The sequence below is a fragment of the Arthrobacter sp. StoSoilA2 genome (genome assembly GCF_019977195.1).
Classification (GTDB): Bacteria; Actinomycetota; Actinomycetes; order Actinomycetales; family Micrococcaceae; genus Arthrobacter.
Map to the genome: position 1 here is coordinate 1,792,938 of NZ_AP024643.1, position 23,581 is coordinate 1,816,518.

At 63.7% G+C, this 23,581-nt stretch carries 19 protein-coding genes; 13 read left to right on the forward strand and 6 right to left on the reverse strand.

The window, feature by feature from the left end:
* The first annotated feature begins 75 nt into the window (after positions 1-75).
* Positions 76-723, forward strand: a complete 648-nt coding sequence (pcp, locus tag LDN82_RS08265; protein WP_224167010.1) for a pyroglutamyl-peptidase I — start codon at positions 76-78, stop codon at positions 721-723.
* Here the strand turns inward: pcp and LDN82_RS08270 are convergent.
* On the reverse strand, positions 692-1,324 hold the full coding sequence (locus LDN82_RS08270) for an SIMPL domain-containing protein (RefSeq protein WP_224167011.1): 633 nt from the start codon (positions 1,322-1,324) through the stop codon (positions 692-694). The genes pcp and LDN82_RS08270 overlap by 32 nt on opposite strands.
* Entirely contained in the window at positions 1,321-1,740 is a 420-nt protein-coding gene (locus tag LDN82_RS08275; protein WP_224167012.1) for a hypothetical protein, read from the reverse strand. The genes LDN82_RS08270 and LDN82_RS08275 overlap by 4 nt, the downstream gene beginning before the upstream one ends.
* Before the next feature lie 148 nt (positions 1,741-1,888).
* Here LDN82_RS08275 and pheS point away from each other — a divergent pair, with 148 nt between their 5' ends.
* The 4 genes from pheS (at position 1,889) to LDN82_RS08295 (ending at position 7,192) form a co-directional block, all read left to right on the forward strand.
* Complete coding sequence (pheS, locus tag LDN82_RS08280) at positions 1,889-2,950, forward strand: phenylalanine--tRNA ligase subunit alpha (protein WP_223936608.1); 1,062 nt, start codon at positions 1,889-1,891, stop codon at positions 2,948-2,950.
* Positions 2,951-2,952: 2 nt separating this feature from the next.
* Complete coding sequence (gene pheT, locus LDN82_RS08285) at positions 2,953-5,496, forward strand: phenylalanine--tRNA ligase subunit beta (RefSeq protein ID WP_224167013.1); 2,544 nt, start codon at positions 2,953-2,955, stop codon at positions 5,494-5,496.
* A gap of 353 nt (positions 5,497-5,849) precedes the next feature.
* Positions 5,850-6,533, forward strand: a complete 684-nt coding sequence (locus tag LDN82_RS08290; RefSeq protein ID WP_224167014.1) for a nuclease-related domain-containing protein — start codon at positions 5,850-5,852, stop codon at positions 6,531-6,533.
* Positions 6,530-7,192, forward strand: a complete 663-nt coding sequence (locus LDN82_RS08295; RefSeq protein ID WP_224167015.1) for a 4'-phosphopantetheinyl transferase superfamily protein — start codon at positions 6,530-6,532, stop codon at positions 7,190-7,192. The genes LDN82_RS08290 and LDN82_RS08295 overlap by 4 nt, the downstream gene beginning before the upstream one ends.
* On the opposite strand, the gene LDN82_RS08300 is transcribed toward LDN82_RS08295, so the two are convergent.
* From LDN82_RS08300 to LDN82_RS08315, 4 genes are all read right to left on the reverse strand, one after another.
* Positions 7,189-8,529 (reverse strand): M1 family metallopeptidase, encoded by a 1,341-nt coding sequence (locus tag LDN82_RS08300; RefSeq protein WP_224167016.1) that lies wholly within the window; start codon positions 8,527-8,529, stop codon positions 7,189-7,191. The genes LDN82_RS08295 and LDN82_RS08300 overlap by 4 nt on opposite strands.
* Before the next feature lie 13 nt (positions 8,530-8,542).
* Complete coding sequence (locus LDN82_RS08305; RefSeq protein ID WP_224167017.1) at positions 8,543-12,499, reverse strand: Pls/PosA family non-ribosomal peptide synthetase; 3,957 nt, start codon at positions 12,497-12,499, stop codon at positions 8,543-8,545.
* An 87-nt stretch (positions 12,500-12,586) separates the two neighbouring features.
* The gene (locus tag LDN82_RS08310; RefSeq protein ID WP_224167018.1) at positions 12,587-13,552 is read right to left on the reverse strand and encodes a quinone oxidoreductase; all 966 of its coding nucleotides are present in this window, start codon (positions 13,550-13,552) and stop codon (positions 12,587-12,589) included.
* Between the two features lie 85 nt (positions 13,553-13,637).
* A complete protein-coding gene (locus LDN82_RS08315; RefSeq protein ID WP_224167019.1) occupies positions 13,638-14,726 on the reverse strand; it encodes an acyl-CoA desaturase in 1,089 nt (362 codons plus the stop codon).
* A 178-nt stretch (positions 14,727-14,904) separates the two neighbouring features.
* Here LDN82_RS08315 and argC point away from each other — a divergent pair, with 178 nt between their 5' ends.
* The 8 genes from argC to argH all read left to right on the forward strand — a co-directional run bounded on the left by argC (position 14,905) and on the right by argH (position 23,561).
* On the forward strand, positions 14,905-15,936 hold the full coding sequence (argC, locus tag LDN82_RS08320) for an N-acetyl-gamma-glutamyl-phosphate reductase (protein ID WP_224167020.1): 1,032 nt from the start codon (positions 14,905-14,907) through the stop codon (positions 15,934-15,936).
* Positions 15,933-17,099 (forward strand): bifunctional glutamate N-acetyltransferase/amino-acid acetyltransferase ArgJ, encoded by a 1,167-nt coding sequence (gene argJ / locus LDN82_RS08325; protein WP_224167021.1) that lies wholly within the window; start codon positions 15,933-15,935, stop codon positions 17,097-17,099. Before argC ends, argJ begins: the two co-directional genes overlap by 4 nt.
* Before the next feature lie 10 nt (positions 17,100-17,109).
* Positions 17,110-18,069, forward strand: coding sequence for an acetylglutamate kinase (gene argB, locus LDN82_RS08330; RefSeq protein ID WP_224167022.1), 960 nt, complete (start codon positions 17,110-17,112; stop codon positions 18,067-18,069).
* Positions 18,066-19,331 (forward strand): acetylornithine transaminase, encoded by a 1,266-nt coding sequence (locus LDN82_RS08335; protein ID WP_224092443.1) that lies wholly within the window; start codon positions 18,066-18,068, stop codon positions 19,329-19,331. The genes argB and LDN82_RS08335 overlap by 4 nt, the downstream gene beginning before the upstream one ends.
* Positions 19,328-20,332: an ornithine carbamoyltransferase gene (gene argF / locus LDN82_RS08340; RefSeq protein ID WP_224167023.1), complete on the forward strand. Its 1,005-nt coding sequence runs from the start codon at positions 19,328-19,330 to the stop codon at positions 20,330-20,332. The genes LDN82_RS08335 and argF overlap by 4 nt, the downstream gene beginning before the upstream one ends.
* A complete protein-coding gene (locus LDN82_RS08345; RefSeq protein WP_223936621.1) occupies positions 20,332-20,868 on the forward strand; it encodes an arginine repressor in 537 nt (178 codons plus the stop codon). Before argF ends, LDN82_RS08345 begins: the two co-directional genes overlap by 1 nt.
* Positions 20,869-20,940: 72 nt before the next feature.
* Positions 20,941-22,146 (forward strand): argininosuccinate synthase, encoded by a 1,206-nt coding sequence (locus tag LDN82_RS08350; RefSeq protein ID WP_224092452.1) that lies wholly within the window; start codon positions 20,941-20,943, stop codon positions 22,144-22,146.
* A complete protein-coding gene (gene argH / locus LDN82_RS08355; protein ID WP_224167024.1) occupies positions 22,146-23,561 on the forward strand; it encodes an argininosuccinate lyase in 1,416 nt (471 codons plus the stop codon). The genes LDN82_RS08350 and argH overlap by 1 nt, the downstream gene beginning before the upstream one ends.
* The last annotated feature ends 20 nt before the right edge of the window (positions 23,562-23,581 follow it).

Consider the following 23,581-nt stretch of genomic DNA (forward strand, 5'->3'; position numbering starts at 1 on the left):
ACTCTATTCGAATGTATGTTCGAACCAATGTCAAGGACCGCGAATGCCGATTCAGGACCTTGCTAAGGTTGGCCCATGATTCTGCTGACTGGGTTCGAACCGTTTGGCGATCAAAGTGTCAATCCATCTTGGACGGCTGCGCTGCGTGCACGTGACATCCTTCGCTCCGAGGGATACAAGGTTGAAGCAGTAGAGCTTCCCTGCGTGTTCGGTGAGTCAGCGTCTGTCCTGCTGGCCGCAGTCGAATCCCTGGCGCCGGACGTCGTACTGTCCGCGGGGTTGGCTGGAGGAAGGGAGAGGCTCTCCCTGGAGCGCGTAGCCATCAATTGCGATGACGCCCGCATCCCGGATAACAAGGGCAAGCGGCCCATCGATGAGGAAGTGGTTCCCGGTGGCCCGGCAGCTTACTTCTCGACGTTGCCGATCAAAGCCTCCCTACGGAACCTGCAGATCGCCGGCATCAAGGGTGAGATCTCACAGTCGGCCGGAACCTACGTCTGCAACCACGTGTTCTATGCGCTGATGCATGCCCTCGCAACCCGGGACGGCGTCCGGGGCGGATTTGTCCATCTTCCTTACCTTCCGGAGCAGGTGCCCGAGGGGAGCGCGACGCCGTCCATGCCGCTAGATGCGATGGCTGCCGGCATCGCAGTGGTGGTGCGGACGGCAGTCCAGGCGCCGGTGGATGGACCTAAGGCTTCAAAAGTTCCCATTCCACGGTGACGCTTGCCGCCACGGACGACTCGCCGGCCTCAAGGGGAAGTGCTTCAACAGCAGCGGCCCTGACCAGTCCGCCCATCGGGATGGGGGAGCCCGGCAGGGGCTGCTGGGAAATGGAAACCACGGAGCCCAACCGGGCGGACGCCAAGGACGCGTACTGCTCCGCCCGCTGAAGCGCGTCCTGCCACGCCGCTTCCTGCGCCTGCCTCGTGACCTGGGAGCCGTCCGCAAAGCCCTGCTCGATCCCGTTGATCCGGATGTCGTCCCCACCGGCAGCCACCGCCGCAGCAATGGTTGCGGGGGCTTCCGTGTGTGAGCGGATGCCGACGTGCACATTGATGGATGCCACATAGGCAGCGACCTTCTGTCCTTGCCCCTCCACCCACACCAGGTCTGCCCGAAGGTTTAAGCCGCTGGTGCGCAGATCCGCATCCTGCACGCCAGCCGCCCGCAGACTGGTGGCGACGGCGGCGGCCGCCTTGCCGGCGTCGTCGTATGCCTTGGACGCAGTCTCCCTTCGCGTCTCGACGCCCAGCGTCAGTGTCACCAGGTCCGGCACTGCCTTGGCGCTCGCCGTTCCCGTAACGGTAATGGTGCGTTTCATGCTTCGGCCTCGATTCGATGGTCAATGTAGCCGCCTGCTGCGAGTCCAGCCTGCCGTTCAAAGAAATTCCTGGACGCCGGATTGCCCGCGCGCAGCATGGACCAGCCGGCGGCGACACCGTAGAAAACGAGGAACGGCAACCCCAGGCAGTAGGCGTACTGGGTGCTGTGCCGTTCCTCGTGGGCAAGGAGCAGCTCATTGCGTCCTGCCACGTCGTGCGCTGCACGGTAGAGGACGACGTTCCCCACCGTGAACGCTCCGGCGTGTGGAAGCTTCCACGCATACCCTGCCGCTATCAGCAGGCCCCGGGGTCCACGCGAAATGCGTGATCGGGAGGCGCGCGCGACCAACAGCCCCAAGGGTGTTGTCAGGTTCAGGAAGTTGGCGACTTGCCTTAGTCGCTGCCCGGGAGTCATGAAGACATGCTAGACCTGTGGAGTTAAATGGCGCCTGTGAGCTTCAACTAGACTGAAGGGTAGTGCCTGCCGTCCGCGGTGAGCACTGCCCTTTCGTTTTGCAGGCCAGCCATGCCGGCCGCTCCCGACTCGTAGCTAAGAACAGTAGATGACTGACACTTTGCCAGGCGCTGCCATCCCGAATCCGCTGGATGAAGCCGCCATCAACGCCGCCGTTGAGGATGCGATCGCCGCGATAGCGGCTGCCTCCTCCCTCGAAGAACTCAAGGCTGTCCGCCTCGCCCACACAGGCGAGAAGTCGCCCCTGAGCCTGGCCAACCGTGAAATCGGTGGCCTCGCCAAGGAGCACAAGGCTGCCGCCGGAAAGCTCATGGGATCCTCACGGGGCCGGGTCAACCAGGCGCTCGCCGCCCGGACCGAAGTACTCGAAGCCGAGAACGACGCCCGGATCCTGGTGGAGGAAACCGTTGATGTCACGGCGGCGCCGCGTCGACGCCGTGCGGGAGCGCGCCATCCGCTGTCCACGCTGCAGGACCGTGTTTCGGACATCTTCGTGGGCATGGGCTGGGAAATTGCCGAAGGTCCCGAGGTGGAGTCCGAGTGGTTCAACTTCGACGCCCTGAATTTCAAGCCGGACCACCCGGCCCGCGAAATGCAGGACACGTTCTTCGTGGAACCTCCCGAGGCACACCTGCTCATGCGCACCCACACCTCTCCGGTTCAGGTCCGTTCCATGCTGGAGCGCGAAGTGCCCATCTACGTCCTGTGCCCGGGCAAGGTGTTCCGCACGGACGAGCTCGACGCAACGCACACCCCGGTCTTCCACCAGTTCGAGGGTCTGGCGATCGACAAGAACCTGAGCATGGCAGACCTCCGTGGAACGCTGGAGCACTTCGCCCGCCAGATGTTTGGCGACGAAGCCTCCATTCGCCTGCGCCCGAACTACTTCCCGTTCACCGAGCCGTCAGCCGAACTCGACATTTGGCACCCCGGTGCCAAGGGCGGTCCGCGCTGGATCGAATGGGGTGGCTGCGGCATGGTCAACCCCAACGTCCTCCGGGCTGCCGGCATCGATCCGGACGTCTATTCAGGTTTTGCCTTCGGCATGGGCATCGAGCGCACGCTCATGTTCCGCAACGAGGTCGGCGACATGCGCGACATGATCGAGGGCGATGTACGTTTCAGCGAGCACTTCGGGATGGAGATCTAACAGTGCGTATCCCACTTTCCTGGCTGCGTGAATTTGCGCAGGTTCCGGCCGATGCCACGGCCGAAGACGTCATGGCGGACCTGGTCAAGGTCGGTTTTGAAGAAGAGGAAGTCCACCGTCCCACGGATGAACTCACGGGTCCCATTGTGGTTGGCCAGGTGCTGAGCCTGGTCAAGGAACCGCAATCCAATGGCAAGACCATCAACTGGTGCCAGGTCCGTGTTGTCCCTGAAGGGCAGGAACAGACCCTGACTGGCGAGGGAATCGATCCTTCCGGCGTGCAGGGCATCATTTGTGGCGCCCACAACTTCGTGGAAGGCGACAAAGTTGTTGTCACGCTTCCCGGAGCTGTGCTGCCCGGCAACTTCCGGATTTCGGCGCGGAAAACTTACGGTCACCTGTCTGCGGGCATGATCGCTTCCGTCCGCGAACTGGGCATCGGCGATGACCATGATGGAATCCTGGTCCTCTCACGGATCGGGTTGGATCCGGAAATCGGCACGGACGCCATGAAACTCCTTGGTCTCTATGACCAGGCTGCGGAAATCAACGTCACGCCGGACCGCGGCTACGCCTTCTCCATCCGTGGTGTGGCACGCGAATACGCCCACGCCACCGGAACATCCTTCGTTGACCCGGCCTCCAAGGTCAACGCTCCGGCCAGCCTCCAAGGCGGGTACGGCGTAAAGCTCAACGACGACGCCCCCATCTATGGCAAGCCGGGCTGTGACCGCTTCGTGGCACGTACAGTGCGTGGCGTGGACGCTTCCCGTCCCACCCCGCCGTGGATGTCTGCACGTCTTCGTCTGGCCGGCGTCCGTTCCATCTCCCTGCCGGTTGATATTTCCAACTACGTCATGCTTGAGCTCGGCCAGCCGAACCACTGCTACGACCTCGACAAGCTTGCGGGCGACATCGTGGTTCGCCGCGCTGTGGCGGGGGAAAAGATCACCACGCTGGACGACAAAGAGCGCACGCTCGATGTCGAAGACCTGCTGATCACCGATGACTCCGGAGCTATCGGCATCGCCGGGGTCATGGGCGGTGCCCACACCGAGGTTTCGGATTCCACCACGAACATTCTGGTGGAAGCCGCGCACTTCGACGAAGTATCGATTGCACGTTCCCGTCGCCGCCATAAGCTTCCGTCCGAAGCATCCAAGCGCTTCGAGCGCGGGGTTGACTGGCACGTTGCGAATGTCGCCGCGCAGCGCGTGGTGGACCTCTTGGTTGAACTTGCCGGAGGTACTGCGGACGAGACAGGTACCGACGTCGGAACCGCTCCTGACGCCGTCACCATTGACTTGCCTGCAGAGTTCGCCGCCGCCCGTATCGGTATCGACTTCACGGCAGAGCAGATCACAACGTCCCTGGTGGATCTTGGTGCTGCTGTGGAGAAGACTTCCACCGGCTATCTGGTGACGGCTCCGAGCTGGCGCAACGACCTCGAAACCAAGGAAGACCTGTCCGAGGAAATAGCCCGCTTGGTTGGCTATGACAACATCCCGGCAACGCTGCCCGTGGCGCCTCCGGGCCGTGGCCTGAGCCGCAGCCAGCAGCAGAAGCGCCGCGTCGTGCAAGCTCTGGCGGACGCCGGACTGACGGAGGTCCTGTCCTATCCGTTCGTCTCCAAGGCATCCAACGAGACCTTCGGCGTGCCAGCGGAAGGCGAAGAACGTCCGGCCTTGAAGCTGGCCAACCCCATCAGCGAGGAGCACGGTTACCTACGTACGTCCATCCTGCCGGGACTGATCGAGGTTGCCCGCCGGAACCACTCCCGCGGTTTCCGTGACCTGGCACTCTATGAGGCCGGCTCGGTGTTCCTTCCCGGCGAAAAGCTCGGTACTGAATCCATCCCGCCGCTGGGCGTCAAGCCTTCCGATGAGGTACTGGATGCACTGTACGACGGCGTCCCGCACCAGCCGCTGCACATCGCGGCTGTCTTGACTGGCCACGATTCTCCGGCTGCTGCGACGCACACGCCGCGTGCCTGGGACTGGGCCGACGCTTTGGATGTCGCGCGGCTCATCGCGGATGTTCTCGGCGTTGAACTTGTAGTCAGCCAGGGGAGCCACCAGGCCTTCCATCCCGGACGTGCTGCACAGCTCGCGCTGCGGTCCGGCGACGTTGTGGGCTACGCCGGTGAGCTGCACCCGAAGCTCCTCGCAGCCCACGACATGCCAGCACGCTCTGTGGCGGTTGAGGTCAATGTTGAGGCGCTGTTCGATGCAGCCGCCGACGTCATTGTGGCCAAGCACATCTCCGGGTTCCCCGTGGCGACGCAGGATGTCGCCTTGGTGGTTCCGCAGGATGTTCCGGCTGACCAGGTGCTTGCCGCGTTGCGTGAAGGTGCCGGGGAACTCCTCGAAGACGTCGCATTGTTCGACGTCTACGTTGGCCCGGGCATCGAGGAAGGCAAGAAGTCTCTCGCGTTCGGCCTCCGTTTCCGTGCAGCTGACCGCACGCTGACTGCCGACGAAGCTTCGGAGGCCCGCGCCGGCGCTGTGGCTGTTGCTGCAGAGCGTTTTGGTGCAGTGCAGCGGTAGCGCCTTCGCATGCGATGAAATCCCCGGAACCTCCTGGTTCCGGGGATTTTTTTTCAGTTGCCTCCGGAATCAGCGACAGCTCGGTCCGTTTGGCCAGACAATGGAGACTCGGAATACTTTGGGGAGGATTGAGCCATGGCAAAGCGTATCCGCGGTCTAACCGCCGTGATTTATCAACCGGTTCGGTCCGTGCCGACGATGAACCACGTAACCTCGTGAAGCAGATGCGGCTCCGGTACGCCGGAGTGTGCCGGGAGTGCGGTGCATCTCTTCCGGCCGGGACAGCGGCAATCTACGAGAGCGAGACCAGGACTGTCCTCTGCTTGGAGTGTGCCACCGAGGCTACGGAAGCTATGTCCTCCGACACGGAACCGCCTGGAACGGAGGGTGCGGTCGCAGATCCCGGAGTAGCCGGTTCATCGGCCCGACGTGAGTACGTTCGCCGAAAGGCGAAGGACGAGGAGAGGCTGCGCGGGAAGTGGGGTCGTTTCGGCGGCCTCGCCGTCGCGCTCTCTGACGAGCGACCGCACACCAAGTCCTGGGATCGGGGCGCGGTCGGTGAAGAACGACTCGGCGCCAGGCTAAGTGCCCTTGCCACCGATGGTTTGGCCGTCCTTCATGACCGCCGCATCCCCGGCTCGAAGGCCAACATCGACCACATTGCCATCACTCCGGGTGGAATCTGGGTGATCGACGCCAAGCGGTACAAGGGACGGCCCGAACTGGAGATCGAGGGTGGCATCCTTCGCCCACGCGTGGAGAAGCTGCTGGTCGGCCGGCGCAATTGCACGAAACTGGTCGATGGGGTGCTCAAACAAGTCGATCTCGTCCGAGACTTCGTAGGGGATGTCCCCGTCACCGGCGCGTTGTGCTTCATAGAGGCCGATTGGCCCCTCATCGGAGGTTGGTTCTCCATTCGTGGCGTTCACGTGCTGTGGCCGAAACGCCTAGCCAAGGTGCTTGCAGCGGAGACAGCCGGCGATGTTGATGTGGCGGCTGTGCGGGAAGCGGTGGCCGCCCGATTCAGGTCAGCGTGACCTTAGTGCAGAGTCCTGTGTTCGAACTGCGCAGGCTCGACGAAGTGCTTGTTGCGGGCGCCCGCCTTCAGGAGCTCGGGCGGCCCGCCCAGGAACGGGCGCTCCGTTTCGCCAGCGCCAAGGACCGGGAAGACTTCATCGCGGGCCGACTGGCGTTATGGCACTTCGCTGCTTCGCTCCTCGACGTGGATCCGGCCCGGCTAGTGCCCGACTACAGCTGCCCACAGTGCGGGCCGGCCCAGGACCACGGCCGCCCGGGTTTCATGCTCGACGGCGTCCCCGCGCCTCTCGCGCTAAGCGCATCCAAAGCCCAGGGCTGGGTGCTGCTGGCCGGCGTCGTGCATCCATCCGAGGGCGCCCGGCTGGGAGTCGACCTTGAAGCTATTGATCAAGCAGCGTTCCAGGGCTTTGATGATGTTGCCTTGACTCCGGGGGAGAAGCACTTCCTGAAGAGTGTGCCGGAAAATCAAAAGGCGGTGCAGCGTACACGCTTGTGGGCACGCAAGGAAGCCTGGCTGAAGATGACCGGGGAGGGCCTGCGGAGGAACCCCGCGGAAGTGGACGTATTGGACCGGCCCGGCCTATGGGACATCACCAGCATCAACGGCGAACGCCAGGAACTGCCGGAGGGATTCGTGGCGGCGGTGGCTATTTCCTAGCCCTGCGGCAGCGGCGGGAGGGCGGCCTCGTACAACCAAGGCCGGAGAATCGCACCGGCATTGAACCCCGGAATGAAAGAGTCGGCGGCTTCGATGAAGGACGCTGTGGAAATTGAGCCGTGGCGGTTGACCAATGTCCAGTTCTGGAGGAGACCGAAGAACGCTTCGTCACCGGCTGCCACCCGGACGGAGTGGAGCGCCAGGGCGCCTCGTTTGTAGACGCGGTCATCGAACATGAGCTCCGGACCGGGATCGCCAACGAGCAGGTCCTGCCGCCCGGCGTCGAGCTTTTTCCAGGCGGCGAGGGCACGGGCTGCAACTGGCATCGTTCCGGACTCCTCGGACCACAACCACTCGGCGTAGCAGGCGAATCCCTCGTGGAGCCAGATGTCCTTCCAATTGCTGACGGTCAGGGAGTTACCGAACCACTGGTGGGACAGCTCGTGAGCGATCAATCGCTGCGCATCCCAGGCATCACGCATGTGGTTCCGGCCAAAAATGGAGACGGTCTGTGCTTCCAGCGGGATTTCCAACTCATCTTCGGTGACAACCGAGGTGTAATCGCTGAACGGGTAGGGGCCGAAGCAGTCCTCGAAGGTCTTCATCATGTCCGGCTGGCGTTGAAGCCCCTGGCGGGCGTCGTCAGCCATGTCCGCAGTAACCGCGGCGAACTGCGGAACTCGGTGATGGGTGTCTGCAGGGTTGAGCGGCACCATGACATACCGGCCGATCTGCATCGTGGCGAGATATGTGGCCATGGGTTCGGAATGCTCGTAGACCCAGGTCTCGCGGCTCGATTTTCGTGACCGGGACACTAGCTGGCCGTTGCACACCGGCCGGTAGTTGTCATCCGTGGTCACGGAGATCCGGAACGATGATTTATTGCGCGGATGATCATTGCAGGGGAACCACGACGCCGCGCCGTTGGGCTGGCCGGCCACCAGGACGCCGTCGTTCAGTTCTTCCCAGCCGACCTCGCCCCACAAGCCGCGACGTGGTTGCGGGTTACCCTCGTAGCGGATCTCAAGGACGAAGGGCTGACCGGCCTTCAACGGGGACACAGTAGTGACCACAAGGTGCTCGGCCCGTTGGCTGAACTTTTGGACCTTCCTGCCATCCAGTTGGATCTTGGACGCCCGCAGGCCCACCAGGTCCAGGACTATCCGGGAAGCCGGCTCAAGGGCCGTGCAACGCAGCACCGCTTTGCCGATCAGCTTGTTGCTGCCCAGCCTGACATCGAGGTCCAATTCGTACCGATCCACACGGTAGCTGGTGCTGCCGTGGTCCAAGGTGTATGGGTCGGCGTTGGTCGCAGTAGTAATTATCGGTGCCGTCATGGTCTGCCCCAATCTACTTGAGTCGGGCGGCCGGTGCTGCCGGACCCTCCCAAGGACTCACGGGGTTTCCCATCCAATAGGTCCCTGCCGGCACGGTTTCGCCGCGCATTACCAACGACGCCGGACCAACGGTTCCGCCGTCGCCAATGCTTGCGGCAGGAAGGATGACGCCATGGGGTCCCATGGTTGCGCCGTTGCCCAGCGTCACAGTATCGATGCTCATGACGCGGTCGTGGAAAAGGTGCGTCTGGACCACGCAGCCGCGGTTGACGGTTGAGTTCTCGCCGAGCGTCACGAGGTCCGCTTCAGGGAGCCAGTAGCTTTCGCACCACGTTCCATGCCCGATCTTCGCGCCCAGGCCGCGGAGCCACCACACCAAAGCGGGAGTTCCAGCGGCTGAACGGGCGAACCATGGAGCGCTGACCATTTCAATGAAGGTGTCCACCACCTCATTGCGCCAAATGAACGAGCTCCACAAAGGGTGCTCACCGGCGCGAATGGTGCCCACGAGGACCCACTTGGCAATGATGGAACTCAATGCCGCCACCGCTCCGGCAGCCAGGACCACCACACCGCCTAGAAGTGCGGCCAACCAGTAACTCCAGCCTCGAGCGATCGCGTCCAGAACCAGCATGACCCCGACGCCGATTGCCACCGTGAGGATGACAGGCACCAGGCGGCACAGTTCCCAGAGACCCCTTGCCAGCTTCAGCTTCAAGGGCGGCTGGAACGTGAGGCTCTGATCGGCGTCGACGGCGGTGCGGCGCAACCTGACAGGTGGGCTGCCGAGCCAGGAGGTGCCGGACTTGGCTTTGGCCGGCGTAGCGGACAGCACGGCGACGAGAGAGTTCTTGGGCACGTTGCGGCCCGCTGCCGTCATACCCGAGTTGCCCAGGAACGAACGCTTCCCGATCTTGGCAGGGGCGATTTTCATCCAGCCGCCGCCGAGTTCGTAAGAGGCCACCATCGTGTCGTCGGCGAGGAATGCGCCGTCGCCGATCGTCGTCATCCTGGGCACCAACAGCACAGTCGATGCCTCCACGTTCCGTCCAACCTTGGCTCCCAGAAGACGGAGCCACACGGGGGTAAACAGGCTCGCATAGATGGGGAAGAGCAGGTCCCTTGCCATGTCCAGCAACCGCTCAGTGGCCCAAACCTGCCAACCGATGCGACTCCGCACCCGGTAGTACCCTTCCTTGAGTCCCAAGCCCAGGAGCCGGGCAACAACCAGGATCAGGATGAGGTTGCTGAAAAACCATGCGAGGGCGGCAAGCGGCAACGCCATGCTGATCTGCGGCAGGGCTTCTCCGAGAGACTCATGCCCACGGACAAATGCGAAGATGACCAAAGCACCGGCGAAGGCGGACATATATGGGATCAAGGCCAGAACGGCGGAGCCGGTGGCGAATGCCGAGAACCACAAGCGGGCCGCGATGGGGCTTCGGCTGCTGGGCTCAGGCCAGTCGTGTTTTGCTTTTCCCCGGCGTCGGGCCGGGGAGCCCGCTACAAGGTGCCCGGCCTTCACCTTGCCCAGCACTGCGGACCCTGCCTCGACGCGCGCGCCAGCGCCGATGGTGGCTCCGGGCATGAGGGTACTTCGGGAGCCGACCACTGCTCCCGCGCCAACATGGATTTGGCCGATGTGGACAGAATCGCCGTCCACCCACCAGCCGGAGAGGTCCACTTCCGGCTCGATATTGGCCCCGGTTCCCAAGGACAGCAGACCGGTGACCGGCGGCAATGAATGCAGGTGGACGTCCCTTCCGATCTTTGCGCCGAGGGCCCGTGCGTAGTAGGGAACGAACGGTGCGCTGGCCAGGCCAATGGCACCGGAGAGGTCCTGTATTTGCTCAGCCAGCCAAAGCCGCAGGTGCGTCTTGCCGGACCGCGGATATGTTCCGGGTTCAACCTTGCCCAGCAGGATGCGGGCAGCCACGACCGAGATCGCCATGCGGCCCAGTGGACTGACAAAAACCAGCCAGGAAGCCCCGATCCACCACCAGGAAACCACGGGGGCTGCGGTGAATCCAGCGAAATCGGCCAACAGCCTGTTGGCAGCCATGACGTAGGTCAACCACCGCATGCCCACCAGGATGTGCAGGGGTACGCCCATGAGGACCTGGAAAACCTGCGACTTAAGGGCTGTGGGCCGTACGGTGCGCTCCGCAGCGGGAGCCGGCATGCCGCCGTCGGGAAGCGACTGCCGCGCAGCCTCTATGAGCGCGCCAACCCGCGGCGTCGCATAGATGTCCGCCACCGTGATGGTCGGGTACCGAACACGCAATGCGGAAACAAGCTGCGCGGCAGCCAGCGAGCCGCCACCGTAGGCGAAGAAGTCCGCGTCAAGGGAGCTGACAGGGCTGCCGAGGACCGATTCCCACTGCTCCACAATCCATCGGGCGTCGTCCGGCAGATTCAGCGGTGCTTTGCCCGCCTCCTTGGCTGCAACGCCGGCAAGAGGCCACGGAAGCGAGTGACGATCCACCTTGCCGCTGGTCTTTGTCGGCAGCGAACCAACAACCGTCAGGAGGGGGACCAATGCTGCAGGAAGGCTCTCGCCCAACTGTCTGCGGGCCTCGTCCAGGTCCAGTACGCAGCCCTCGGTGGGCGCCAGGTATCCGACGAGGATCTGGTTACCTGCAGACGTCGTTTGCACCGCGGCGGCCGCACCTCCCACCCCAGGCAGAGACTGCAGTGCGGCGTCGACTTCGCCCAGTTCGATCCGTCGCCCACCCAGTTTGACCTGTTCGTCGGCCCTCCCGACGAAGACCAGACCCTCGGCTTCGAAGCGCACAAGGTCACCGGATCGGTAGGCGCGTTCCCAGGCCAGGGTCGGCATGGCTGCATACTTCTCAGCATCCTTAGCCGGATCCAGGTATCGGGCCAGGCCCACTCCGCCGATAATCAATTCCCCAATTTCACCCTTAGCCACGGGAACGCCGGCCGAATCGACGACGGCGAGGTCCCAGCCGTCCAGCGGCAGTCCGATGCGAACAGGGCCAGGTCCGCCCAGGGGAGCCGCGCAGGCGACCACCGTGGCCTCGGTGGGTCCGTACGTGTTCCAGACTTCCCGGCCGTCGACGGCGAGCCGTTCGGCGAGTTCAGGCGGGCAGGCCTCCCCACCAAAGATGAGTAGACGCACATTCTCGAGGGCTTCGACTGGCCACAAAGCAGCCAGGGTTGGCACTGTCGAAACAACGGTGATGCCGTGATTGATGAGCCATGGGCCCAGATCCATGCCGGTCCGTACAAGGGCGCGCGGAGCCGGTACCAGGCAGGCGCCGTGCCTCCAGGCCAGCCACATCTCCTCGCAGGAAGCATCGAACGCGACCGAAAGGCCGGCCAGGACCCTGTCCTGCGGGCCGATGGGATCGGATTGCAGGAAGAGACGGGCTTCGGCGTCCACGAAGGCGGCCGACGAGCGGTGCTTGACGGCAACGCCCTTCGGCGTACCCGTGGAACCGGAGGTAAAGATGATCCACGAGTCGTCGTCCAGCCCAGGTTTCTGCGGCTCCGTCACGGCCTTCCGCGCACCGCCTGCCACTTCAACGGCCAAGCCGGCACCAACGACGGCGGCCACCTTGGCTTCGCCAAAAACCAGCCGGGCGCGCTCCTCGGGGTCGTCGGCATCCACGGGGACGTAGGCTGCCCCCGCCATGAGGATTCCCAGGATGGCGACATAAAGATCACCGGTGCCGGATGGGATGCGGACGCCGACCTTGTCCCCTCGGCCAAGACCAGCGGCGTTCAGGACCCGCGCGAACGCGCGGACTGCTCCAAGCAGTTCGGTGTAGCTCAGTGACTTCCGGCCATCGTCCAATGCCGAGGATTCCGGAAAAGCTGCCGCAGTCGCTTCGAGGATATCCACCAGGGTCCGCTGAGGAGGTGCTGCAGACGCCCCCGGAAACTGGGGGCGGTAGGTGGCCAAGGCATCCAAGTTCCCGGCCACGGCAGATTGTTCTGTGCTCACGCAGTCAGCTTTGCCCAGAAAGGTGAACAAAAGGTGTCGGCGGCTTCCTGCCGTTCACGGTTTGTTGCACGAATGATCGCTTTGCCGTTACGGCAGCAGAAGGACCTTCCCCGTGGTGAGGCGTCCTTCGAGGTCCCTGTGTGCCTGGGCCGCTTCGGCCAAGGGGTAGGTAGCGCCGACCCGAACCGCCAGCGTGCCGTTCGCTGCGGCCTCGAAGATCTCGGCTGAGCGCCAACGCCGCTCGTGCGTGTTCTGGACGAAATGGCCCATCGTGGGGCGGGTCAATGTCAGTGAGCCGCCGGAGTTCAGGCGTTGGGGATCGAACGGGGGGACGGGACCTGAAGCGGCGCCGAAGAGCACCATGGAACCCCTGATGCGCAGGCTCCGCAGGGAGTCGTCGAACGTATCCTTGCCTACGCCGTCGTACACCACATTGACGCCCTCGCCGTTGGTAAGTTCGCGGACCTTGTCCGCGAAGCCTTCATAGCGGAGGACTTCGTCGGCGCCGGCGAGCTTGGAGAGGTCGGCCTTTTCGTCTGAGGAAACTGTGGTGATGACCCGTGCCCCACGCGCCTTCAACAGTTGGGTTAGAAGCAGTCCCACACCGCCGGCTCCCGCGTGCAGCAGCACCGTGTGGCCAGGTTCCACGCGGAAGGAGGAGTTCATCAGGTAGTGGGCGGTTATTCCCTGCAGTGGCAGGGCGGCTGCGGTGTGATCATCGACGCCGGCCGGCACGGGGAGCGCCTTCGCAGCTTCCACGATTGCGTAGTCAGCGTAGGTCCTGGAACCTTCGGCCGTGGCAATCCTGTCACCTACCGAGAAGTCCTCTACACCCTCACCGATTGCTTCGATGGTTCCGGCGGCTTCCGCGCCGGGAGTGAAGGGGTACTCAACCTTGTAGATGCCGCGGCGCTGGTAGGTCTCAATGAAATTGACCCCGGCAGCTGCGACCTTGATCAACAGCTGCCCGGGACCAGGTACGGGTGGCTCCACGGAAGCATATTCGAGGACTTCAGGTCCTCCCGGCTCCTTGGCAACAATCGCGTGCGTCATGGTGGCTCCTTACTCCGGGACGGTCCTTCCGGTGCCCGGTTCCAGAACCCATCCTATGAAGGATGACGCCTTTGGTTGTGGAGGCCTAGAAGCGTCCGTGCGTCGAAGCGACGGGGCAGTCGAAGCCACGACCAGCTGCCAGGCCTACCTCGTTGAGGTAGCTGACTACTATCCCGTAGGACTGAATCAGCGTGGTTTCCGTGTACGGGATGGAATGCTTCGTGCAGAACTCGCGGACGATTCCTGCGGCCTTGTGAAGGTGGGGCCGGGCCATGTCAGGGAACAAATGGTGTTCCACCTGGCGGTTCAGTCCGCCCAGCAGGAAGTCCATGAAGCGTCCGCCCGAGATGTTGCGGGAGGTAAGGATCTGCCGGTTGAGGAAGTCGACTCGGCTGTCCTTGGGAAGGACAGGCATGCCCTTGTGGTTGGGGGCAAACGAGGCGCCCATGTAGAAGCCGTAGACCATGATCTGGACACCGAGGAACGCAAACGCCATACCGATGGGCAGGAAGGTGAAAGCGAGGACCGGAAGGGCGGCAAGACGGGCCACCAGGATAGGCGTCTCCACCCAGCGGTGGCGCACCTTCTGCTTGCCGAAGACAAAGCGAAGCGAGTCGAATTGCAGGCTCAGGCCAAGGAGCGTGAGGAGCGGGAAGAAAAACCAGCCCTGCTTCTTGGTCAGGAAGGCCAGGCGTCCTTTGCGTTCGGCGGCTGCATCTTCGTAGAAGACCAGCGCGTTGTTCCGGATGTCAGGGTCCTTGGAAATGACGTTGGGGTGGTTGTGGTGGGCACCGTGTTTTTGCTCCCACCAGGAGTAGCTGATGCCTGCGATTCCTGTTGCCAGGAGGCGGGCTGACCAGTCGTTTGCGCGACGGGACGCGAAGATCTGCTTGTGTCCGGCCTCGTGTGCCAGGAAGCTCAATTGTGTGCAGAAAATACCCACGGCGGCAGCGATCAGGAGCTGGAACCAGGAATCACCCAACAGGGCGAAGCCTGTCCAGGTGGCGGCCATGAGGATCATGAGGGCTACGAAGAGCCAGATGTAGAACCCGCTGCGCCGTTCGAGAAGACCGGCAGCTTTCACGCTCTTAAGGAGCTCCGAATAGCTTTGAACAACGGGGTTTGGCTGAATTGCGCGTGTCTTGGGGCGCTCAGCGGTGGACGTGGGTGCCATATATGTGCCCCGTATCGCTAACGGGCAACGCTGCAGCCGACGTTCGGACTGCACGGTCTGGATCACCCTCCACTAAGCATACGCCGTCCGCACTAACTTATGTGACGCCGTGCACTTGCCAGAAGACGGCGTGCATAAATATCGGCAACCATGAATAGTTTTGCTGTACAGTGGAGCTATGACTATTTCTGTTGCCGTCTCCGGTGCCAGCGGCTACGCCGGGGGAGAAGTGCTGCGCCTGCTTGCGGGCCATCCGAACGTCACTATCGGTGCGATCACTGCGCACAGCAACGCCGGTTCCAGACTAGGGGAGTTGCAGCCGCATCTCCACGGTTTGGCGAGCCGGATTCTTGAAGACACCACTGTGGAGAACCTGTCCGGGCATGATGTCGTCTTCCTGGCCCTCCCGCACGGCGCTTCTGCGGAGATCGCTGCCCAATTGCCGGAAGGCACAGTAGTCATCGACGCCGGAGCGGACCACCGCCTGCAGGATCCGGCTGCCTGGGAAAAGTTTTACGGCTCGGCCCACGCCGGGACCTGGCCGTATGGGCTCCCTGAACTGCCGGGACAGCGCGACGCCCTCAAGGGTGCCAAGCGCATCGCCGTTCCGGGTTGCTACCCGACGTCGGCCCTGCTCGCCTTGACGCCGGGGTTCGACAATAACCTCCTCCTGACTGACGACGTCGTAATTGTCTCGGCCTCTGGTACCTCCGGTGCGGGCAAGGCGGCAAAGGTCAACCTGATCGGCTCCGAAGTCATGGGATCCATGAGCCCCTATGGAGTTGGCGGCGGGCACCGCCACACGCCGGAAATCGAGCAGGGGCTTTCCAATGCCGCCGGCGAGCCGGTGACAGTGTCCTTTACTCCAACCCTGGCTCCGATGAGTCGCGGTATCCTCACCACGGCCACTGCGAAAGTCGGGCACGGAGTTACCTACGCCGAACTGCGCCAAGCCTGGGCGGAAGCTTATGACGACGAGCCGTTCGTCCACCTTCTCCCCGAGGGCCAGTGGCCCAGCACCAAGTCAGTGCAAGGTTCCAACCACGCAGTCATGCAGGTGGCCTTCGACCAACACACCGGCCGCGTCATTGTCACGTGCGCTATCGACAACCTCACCAAGGGAACTGCCGGCGGAGCCGTGCAGTCCATGAACATAGCCCTCGGCCTGGACGAAACCGCCGGCCTGAACCTGGAGGGAGTTGCACCGTGACCATTACCGCACCGAAGGGATTCCGGGCTTCCGGCATCAAAGCCGGCATCAAAGCTTCCGGCAACCCGGACCTGGCCCTCGTCGTCAACGACGGTCCGCGAAAGTCCGCTGCCGCCGTCTTCACCTCAAACCGCGTAGCCGCTGCTCCGGTTCACTGGTCACGCCAGGTGGTCAGCGATGGCCGTGTGGACGCCGTGATCCTGAACTCCGGCGGAGCCAACGCCTGCACTGGCCCGCAGGGATTCCAGAACACGCATGCCACGGCCGAGAAAGTGGCCGAAGTGCTGGGAGTCTCAGCTTCCGACGTCGTGGTTTGCTCCACTGGCCTGATCGGCGAGCAACTGCCCATGGACAAGATCCTTCCGGGCGTTGAAACCGCGTTCGGCGAGCTTTCGGCAGACGGCGGTTCGGCCGCTGCCACGGCGATCATGACCACGGACAGCGTCTCCAAGGAGGCCGTCTTCACAGGAACCGACGCCGAAGGCAAGCAGTTCACAGTTGGCGGCATCGCCAAGGGTGCTGGCATGCTGGCCCCCGGCCTGGCAACCATGCTTGTTGTCCTCACCACCGACGCCGAGGTACCGGCGGACGAGCTCGACGTCGTCCTCCGCGATGCCACGCGTGTCACGTTTGACCGCGCCGACTCTGACGGTTGCATGTCCACCAACGACACCGTGGTGCTGATGGCCTCGGGTGCCTCCGAAGCACTGCCCTCTGCGGAACAGCTGAGCGAGGCCATTACGAAGGTCTGCGCCGAGTTGGCCCGTAAGCTCATCGGCGACGCCGAAGGTGCAAGCCACGACATCGCCATCCGTACCTTCAACGCGGCAAGCGAACGCGACGCCGAGATCGTTAGCCGCGCCGTTGCGCGCTCCAACCTCTTCAAAGCGGCCATCTTCGGCAAGGACCCCAACTGGGGCCGGGTACTCTCTGCCGTGGGCACCACCGATGCCGTGTTCGAGCCGGACCAGCTCAACGTGTCCATGAACGGCGTGCAGATCTGCCGCAACGGCAGCATCGGCGAGGACCGCAACCTGGTGGACCTGGAACCGCGTGAGGTGCGCGTCGACATCGACCTTCAGGCCGGCGACGCCGAGGCAACCATCTGGACCAATGACCTCACGCACGACTACGTGCATGAGAACAGTGCATACTCGAGCTGAGCGGATGACTATGACTGCGCACACCCGGGAAACCACGTCCGCGAGCCACGTCTCGGCCGAAGCAGCCCAGGACAAAGCGGGCACGCTGATCGAGGCCTTGCCCTGGATCCAGCGTTTCGCTGGAACCACCATGGTGATCAAGTACGGCGGGAACGCCATGGTCAACGATGACCTTCGGCGTGCCTTCGCCGAGGACATCGTGTTCCTCCACCACGTGGGCATCCACCCTGTGGTGGTGCACGGCGGCGGTCCGCAGATCAACTCCATGCTGGGCCGGCTCGGCATCGAGTCCGAGTTCAAGGGTGGGCTGCGCGTCACCACTCCGGAAGCCATGGACGTGGTGCGCATGGTCCTCACCGGCCAGGTGGGTCGTGAACTTGTGGGCCTCATCAATTCCCATGGTCCGTATGCGGTTGGCATGTCCGGCGAGGATGGCGGCCTGCTGCGCGCAGTCCGCACCGGAACCGTGGTGGACGGCGAGGAAGTTGACCTCGGCCTGGTGGGCGAAGTTGTAGGCGTGGACCCCGCCGGGATCACGGACATCCTCGACGCCGGCCGCATCCCGGTGATCTCGACGGTCGCCCCGGAAATCCTCGACGACGGCAACGGTTCCGGTCCCACTACCGGCCAGGTCCTGAACGTCAACGCAGACACCGCGGCTGCAGCTGTCGCTTCTGCGCTGGGCGCCTCCAAGCTGGTCATCCTGACCGACGTCGAGGGCCTCTACGCGAACTGGCCGGACAAATCGTCGCTGATCTCTTCGCTGACTGCATCCGAACTCCGCGAGATGCTGCCCAAGCTCGAGTCGGGCATGATCCCCAAGATGGCTGCATGCCTGAAAGCGATCGACGAAGGCGTGGAACGCGCGCACATCGTGGATGGCCGGCTGCCGCACTCAATCCTGCTGGAAACCTTTACGACCGCGGGCATCGGCACCCAAGTTGTCCCTGACGAGGAAGTGAACGCATGACCGCGAACGAAGCAGAACTGGTGGAATCCCCAACAGACGCCATTACTGGCCACAGCTCAGGCGCTGACTGGCTGGCCCGCTACAACTCGTCGCTGATGGGTGTCTTCGGCACGCCCCAGCGGGTCCTGGTCCGCGGCGCGGGTTGCCTCGTGTGGGACGCCGACGGGAAGGAGTACCTGGATCTCCTCGGTGGCATCGCCGTGAACGCGCTGGGCCACGCCCACCCCTTCGTCACCTCGGTGATCTCCAGCCAGCTCGCCACGCTTGGACACGTTTCCAACTTCTTCACGAGCCCCACGCAGATCGCTCTGGCAGAAAAGCTGCTGGCCATCACCAATGCTCCCGCCGGATCCAAGGTTTTCTTTGCCAACTCCGGGACGGAAGCCAACGAGGCAGCGTTCAAGCTGGCCCGCCGGAACAGCGACGCCGAGCGCACCAAGATTGTTGCCCTCGAAGGCGCTTTCCACGGCCGCACCATGGGTGCGCTCGCACTCACGGCAAAAGAGGCCTACCGGACACCGTTCGAGCCCCTGCCCGGCGGCGTGGTCCACATTCCGTTCGGTGACATCGAAGCCCTGCGCTCCGCCGTCGACGAATCCACGGCAGCCGTCTTCCTGGAACCAATCCAAGGCGAAGCGGGCGTCCGGCCGCTGAGCGCCGAATATCTGCAGGCAGCCCGCGAAGCCACCACGGCGGCCGGCGCCCTGTTGATTTTGGACGAGGTCCAGACCGGCATCGGCCGGACCGGCAAATGGCTGGCCAGCGAAGACGCGGGGATTGTCCCCGACGCCATCACGCTTGCCAAGGGACTTGGCGGCGGCTTCCCGGTCGGTGCGTTGATTACTTTCGGAAGCACGACGTCGGCCCTGCTCACCGCCGGGCAGCACGGAACCACTTTCGGTGGAAATCCCGTGGCCACGGCTGCTGCCCTTGCCACGCTCCACGCGATCGAGAGCCAAAGTGTCCTCCAGAACGTCCTGAGTGTCGGGGCACACCTACGCGAGGGTCTTGCCCGGGTGGACGCCGTGACTGAGGTCCGCGGTGAAGGTCTCCTTATCGGATTCGACGTCAATGCCGATGTAGCTCCTGCCATGGTTACTGCAGGCCTTGACGCCGGGTTCATCATCAACAGCCCGGGGCCAAAGACCATCCGGCTGGCACCGCCGCTGATCCTCACCATCGAGCAGGCAGACCGTTTCCTGGCTGCACTGCCTGAGCTCATTACAACGGCTACCGCCCAAACTGCTAAGGACGCACAGTGACTACATCCACCACCCGTCACTTCCTCAAGGACACCGACCTGAGCGCTGCTGAGCAGGCCGAGGTTCTTGAGCTCGCAGCCCGCATGAAAGCGGCGCCGTACAGCGTCCAACCTTTCGCGGCCGATGGCAATGGCCGGAAGACCGTCGCCGTCATCTTCGACAAGACCTCCACCCGTACCCGTGTTTCCTTCGCCACCGGCATCGCGGACATGGGCGGCAACGCGCTCATCATCAACCCCGGCGAAGCACAGATCGGGCATAAGGAATCCGTGGAGGACACCGCCAAGGTCCTTGAGCGCATGGTCTCCACCATCGTGTGGCGGACCGGGGCCCACTCGGGCCTGGTTGCCATGGCGGAGAACTCCAAGGTCCCGGTCATCAACGCCCTCTGCGACGACTACCACCCCTGCCAGCTCCTCGCGGATCTCCTGGCGGTCAAGGAGCACAAAGGCGAACTGAAGGGCCTGAGCATGGCCTACCTCGGTGATGCGGCCAACAACATGGCCAATTCCTACCTTCTGGCTGGCGTCACAGCTGGCATGCACGTCCGTATTTCCGGTCCCGTTGGCTACTTGCCGGCCCCGGAGATTGTGGCTGCTGCACAAGAGCGTGCCGCCGAGACGGGCGGCTCTGTGCTCATCACCAGCGATGCTGCCGAAGCCCTTAAAGGCGCTGACGTCGTGGCAACGGACACCTGGGTATCCATGGGTCAGGAAGCCGAGAAGGAAGCCCGGCTGCAGCTCTTCCGCGACTACTCCGTGGATGAGGCCGCCATGGCGCAGGCCGCGCCGGACGCCGTCGTTCTTCACTGCCTTCCTGCTTACCGCGGTTATGAAATTTCCGCTGGCGTCATCGACGGCCCGCAGTCGATCGTCTGGGACGAAGCTGAGAACCGACTCCATGCCCAGAAGGCACTCATGGCCTGGCTGATGCACCGTTCCGGACTCGCGTTCGTGGAAGGTCTTTCTCCCGTCGAGGGCACTGGGGAGAGCACGTTCTAGTGTCCACGAATCCGTCGGTTCCGGGCGCCAGCCCGGCCACCAAGACTGCCCGCCAGGCGCGCATCACCGCGATCCTGACGGGTGAGTCCGTGCGTTCCCAGGCAGAGCTTGCAGCCCTGCTGGCGGACGACGGCGTTCAGGTCACTCAAGCCACGCTGTCCCGCGACCTTGTGGAACTTGGCGCGGTGAGGGTTCGCGGCAAGGAAGGCGCACTGGTCTATGCCGTTCCGGGGGAGGGCGGTGACCGCAACGCTAAAAGCGGCGTCACGCAGGAAATCCTGGACGCGCGGCTCTCCCGGCTGTGTGGTGAGCTGCTCGTAACTGCCGAGGCTTCGGGCAACATTGTTGTCCTGCGAACACCTCCGGGGGCAGCGAACTTCCTGGCATTGGCCATCGACCACTCCGTAATGCCGTCGGTATTGGGTACGATCGCAGGCGACGACACTCTGCTGTTGGTTGCCAGGGATCCCGACGGCGGAGCCGAACTGGCGGCCCGTTTCCTGCGAATGGCCGAGGAAGCCGGACCGGGAAACTAGCCCGCGGTGGCAACAACCGATTTACGCAGCATTGATTTCAAATGAACCAAGCAACAACAAAGGAGCACTCTCGTGACTGAGCGCATTGTTCTGGCCTACTCCGGTGGCCTCGATACGTCCGTAGCCATCGGCTGGATCGGTGAAGCCACCGGCGCCGAGGTCATCGCTGTGGCCGTCGACGTCGGACAGGGCGGCGAGTCCCTGGAGACCATCCGCCAGCGCGCCCTCGGTTGCGGCGCCGTCGAGGCCTATGTTGCCGACGCCCGCGACGAATTCGCCAACGAATACGCCATGCCGACGCTGAAGGCCAACGCCCTCTACCAGGGTCACTACCCGCTGGTGTCTGCCATTTCGCGTCCGGTGATCGTCAAGCACCTCGTGAAGGCTGCCCGCGAATTCGGTGCCACCACCGTCGCCCACGGCTGCACCGGCAAGGGCAATGACCAGGTCCGCTTCGAAGTTGGCATCCAGACGCTCGGCCCGGACCTGAAGTGCATCGCACCGGTCCGCGACCTCGCCCTGACCCGCGACAAGGCGATTGCCTTCGCCGAGGAAAAGGGACTGCCGATCGAGACCACCAAGAAGAACCCGTACTCGATCGACCAGAACGTCTGGGGACGCGCCGTCGAGACCGGCTACCTTGAGGACATCTGGAACGCACCTACCAAGGACATCTACGACTACACCGCCACCCCGGAGTTCCCGCCGGCGCCGGACGAGGTCACCATTTCCTTCGAAGCCGGCGTGCCGGTAGCCATCGACGGCGTGAAGGTCACCCCGCTGCAGGCCATCCAGGAACTGAACCGCCGTGCCGGCGCGCAGGGCGTTGGCCGCATCGACGTCGTCGAGGACCGCCTCGTTGGCATCAAGTCCCGCGAAATCTACGAGGCACCGGGTGCAATGGCGCTGATCACCGCCCACAAGCACCTCGAGGATGTCACAATCGAGCGCGAGCAGGCCCGCTTCAAGGCCACCGTTGGCCAGCGCTGGGCCGAGCTGGTCTACGACGGCCAGTGGTTCTCCCCGCTGAAGCGCTCCCTGGACGCGTTCATCGAGGACACCCAGAAGTACGTCTCCGGCGACATCCGCATGGTCCTCCACGGCGGCCAGGCAATCGTCAACGGTCGTCGCTCCGAGACTTCGCTGTACGACTTCGACCTCGCTACCTACGACACCGGCGACACCTTCGACCAGTCCATGGCGCGCGGCTTCATCGAGCTGTGGGGCATGTCCTCCAAGGTTGCCTCCGGCCGCGACCTGCGGGTCTCGGGCGAATAATGACGTCCGCAACAAACGAAGGCGCACTGTGGGGCGGCCGGTTCGCCGGCGGCCCCGCGGATGCGCTGGCAGCATTGAGCAAGTCCACGCACTTTGACTGGCGGCTGGCCCGCTATGACATCGCCGGCTCCAAGGCGCACGCCCGCGTGCTGGCGAAGGCCGGATTGCTGGACGACGCCGAACTTGAAGGCATGCTTGCCGCCCTCAACCAGCTGGACGAGGACGTGGCGAGCGGTGCCTACCTCCCGGCCGAGAGCGATGAGGATGTTCACGGTTCACTTGAGCGTGGCCTGATCGAGCGTGCCGGAACACAATTGGGCGGCAAGCTCCGTGCGGGCCGTTCCCGCAACGATCAAGTGGCAACGCTCGGCCGCATGTTCCTGCGCGACCATGCCCGGATCATTGCCAGCGGTGTCCTCGCCACCATCGACGCACTCGTGGAGCAGGCAAAGGCCCACCAGGGTGTGGCGATGCCTGGCCGGACGCACCTGCAGCATGCGCAGCCGGTGCTGCTGAGCCATCACCTTCTGGCACACGCCTGGGCGCTGCTGCGCGATGTACAGCGACTCCAGGACTGGGACAAGCGTGCTGGCGTTTCGCCGTATGGCTCGGGTGCCTTGGCCGGTTCGTCGTTGGGGCTGGATCCCGAGGCCGTTGCAGCTGATCTTGGCTTCTTCTCGGCTGTCCACAACTCGATTGATGGCACCGCCTCCCGCGATGTCTTCGCCGAGTTCGCGTGGGTCTGCTCCATGATTGGCGTTGATCTCTCCCGGATCTCCGAGGAAGTCATCTTCTGGGCCACCAAGGAATTCTCCTTCGTGACCCTGCACGACTCGTACTCCACCGGGTCCTCGATCATGCCGCAGAAGAAGAACCCGGACGTTGCCGAGCTCGCGCGCGGCAAGGCAGGGCGCCTCATCGGCAACCTGACCGGACTGCTGGCAACGCTCAAGGGCCTGCCGCTCGCGTACAACCGCGATCTGCAGGAGGACAAGGAACCGGTCTTCGACGCCGCCGACACCCTGGAGCTGCTGCTTCCCGCCGTGTCCGGCATGATCGCCACGCTGAAGTTCAACACCGAGCGCATGGAGTCCCTGGCTCCCCAGGGCTTTGCGCTGGCCACTGACATCGCAGAATGGCTCGTCCGCCAGGGCGTTCCCTTCCGTGAAGCACACGAGCTTTCGGGTGCCGCGGTCAAGCAGGCTGAAAGCCGTGGGGTTGAGCTGTGGGACCTGACGGATGAAGAGTATTCAGCGATCTCGGAGCACTTGACTCCCGAGGTCCGCAGCGTGCTCAGCACTGAGGGTTCGCTCAACAGCCGCAACTCCCAGGGCGGAACTGCACCGGCCGCCGTCGAACGCCAATTGGTGGCGCTCACGGCAGAACTGGATGCAGCACGCAGCTACGCCAGCTAAACGCACCATCAATCCTGTGG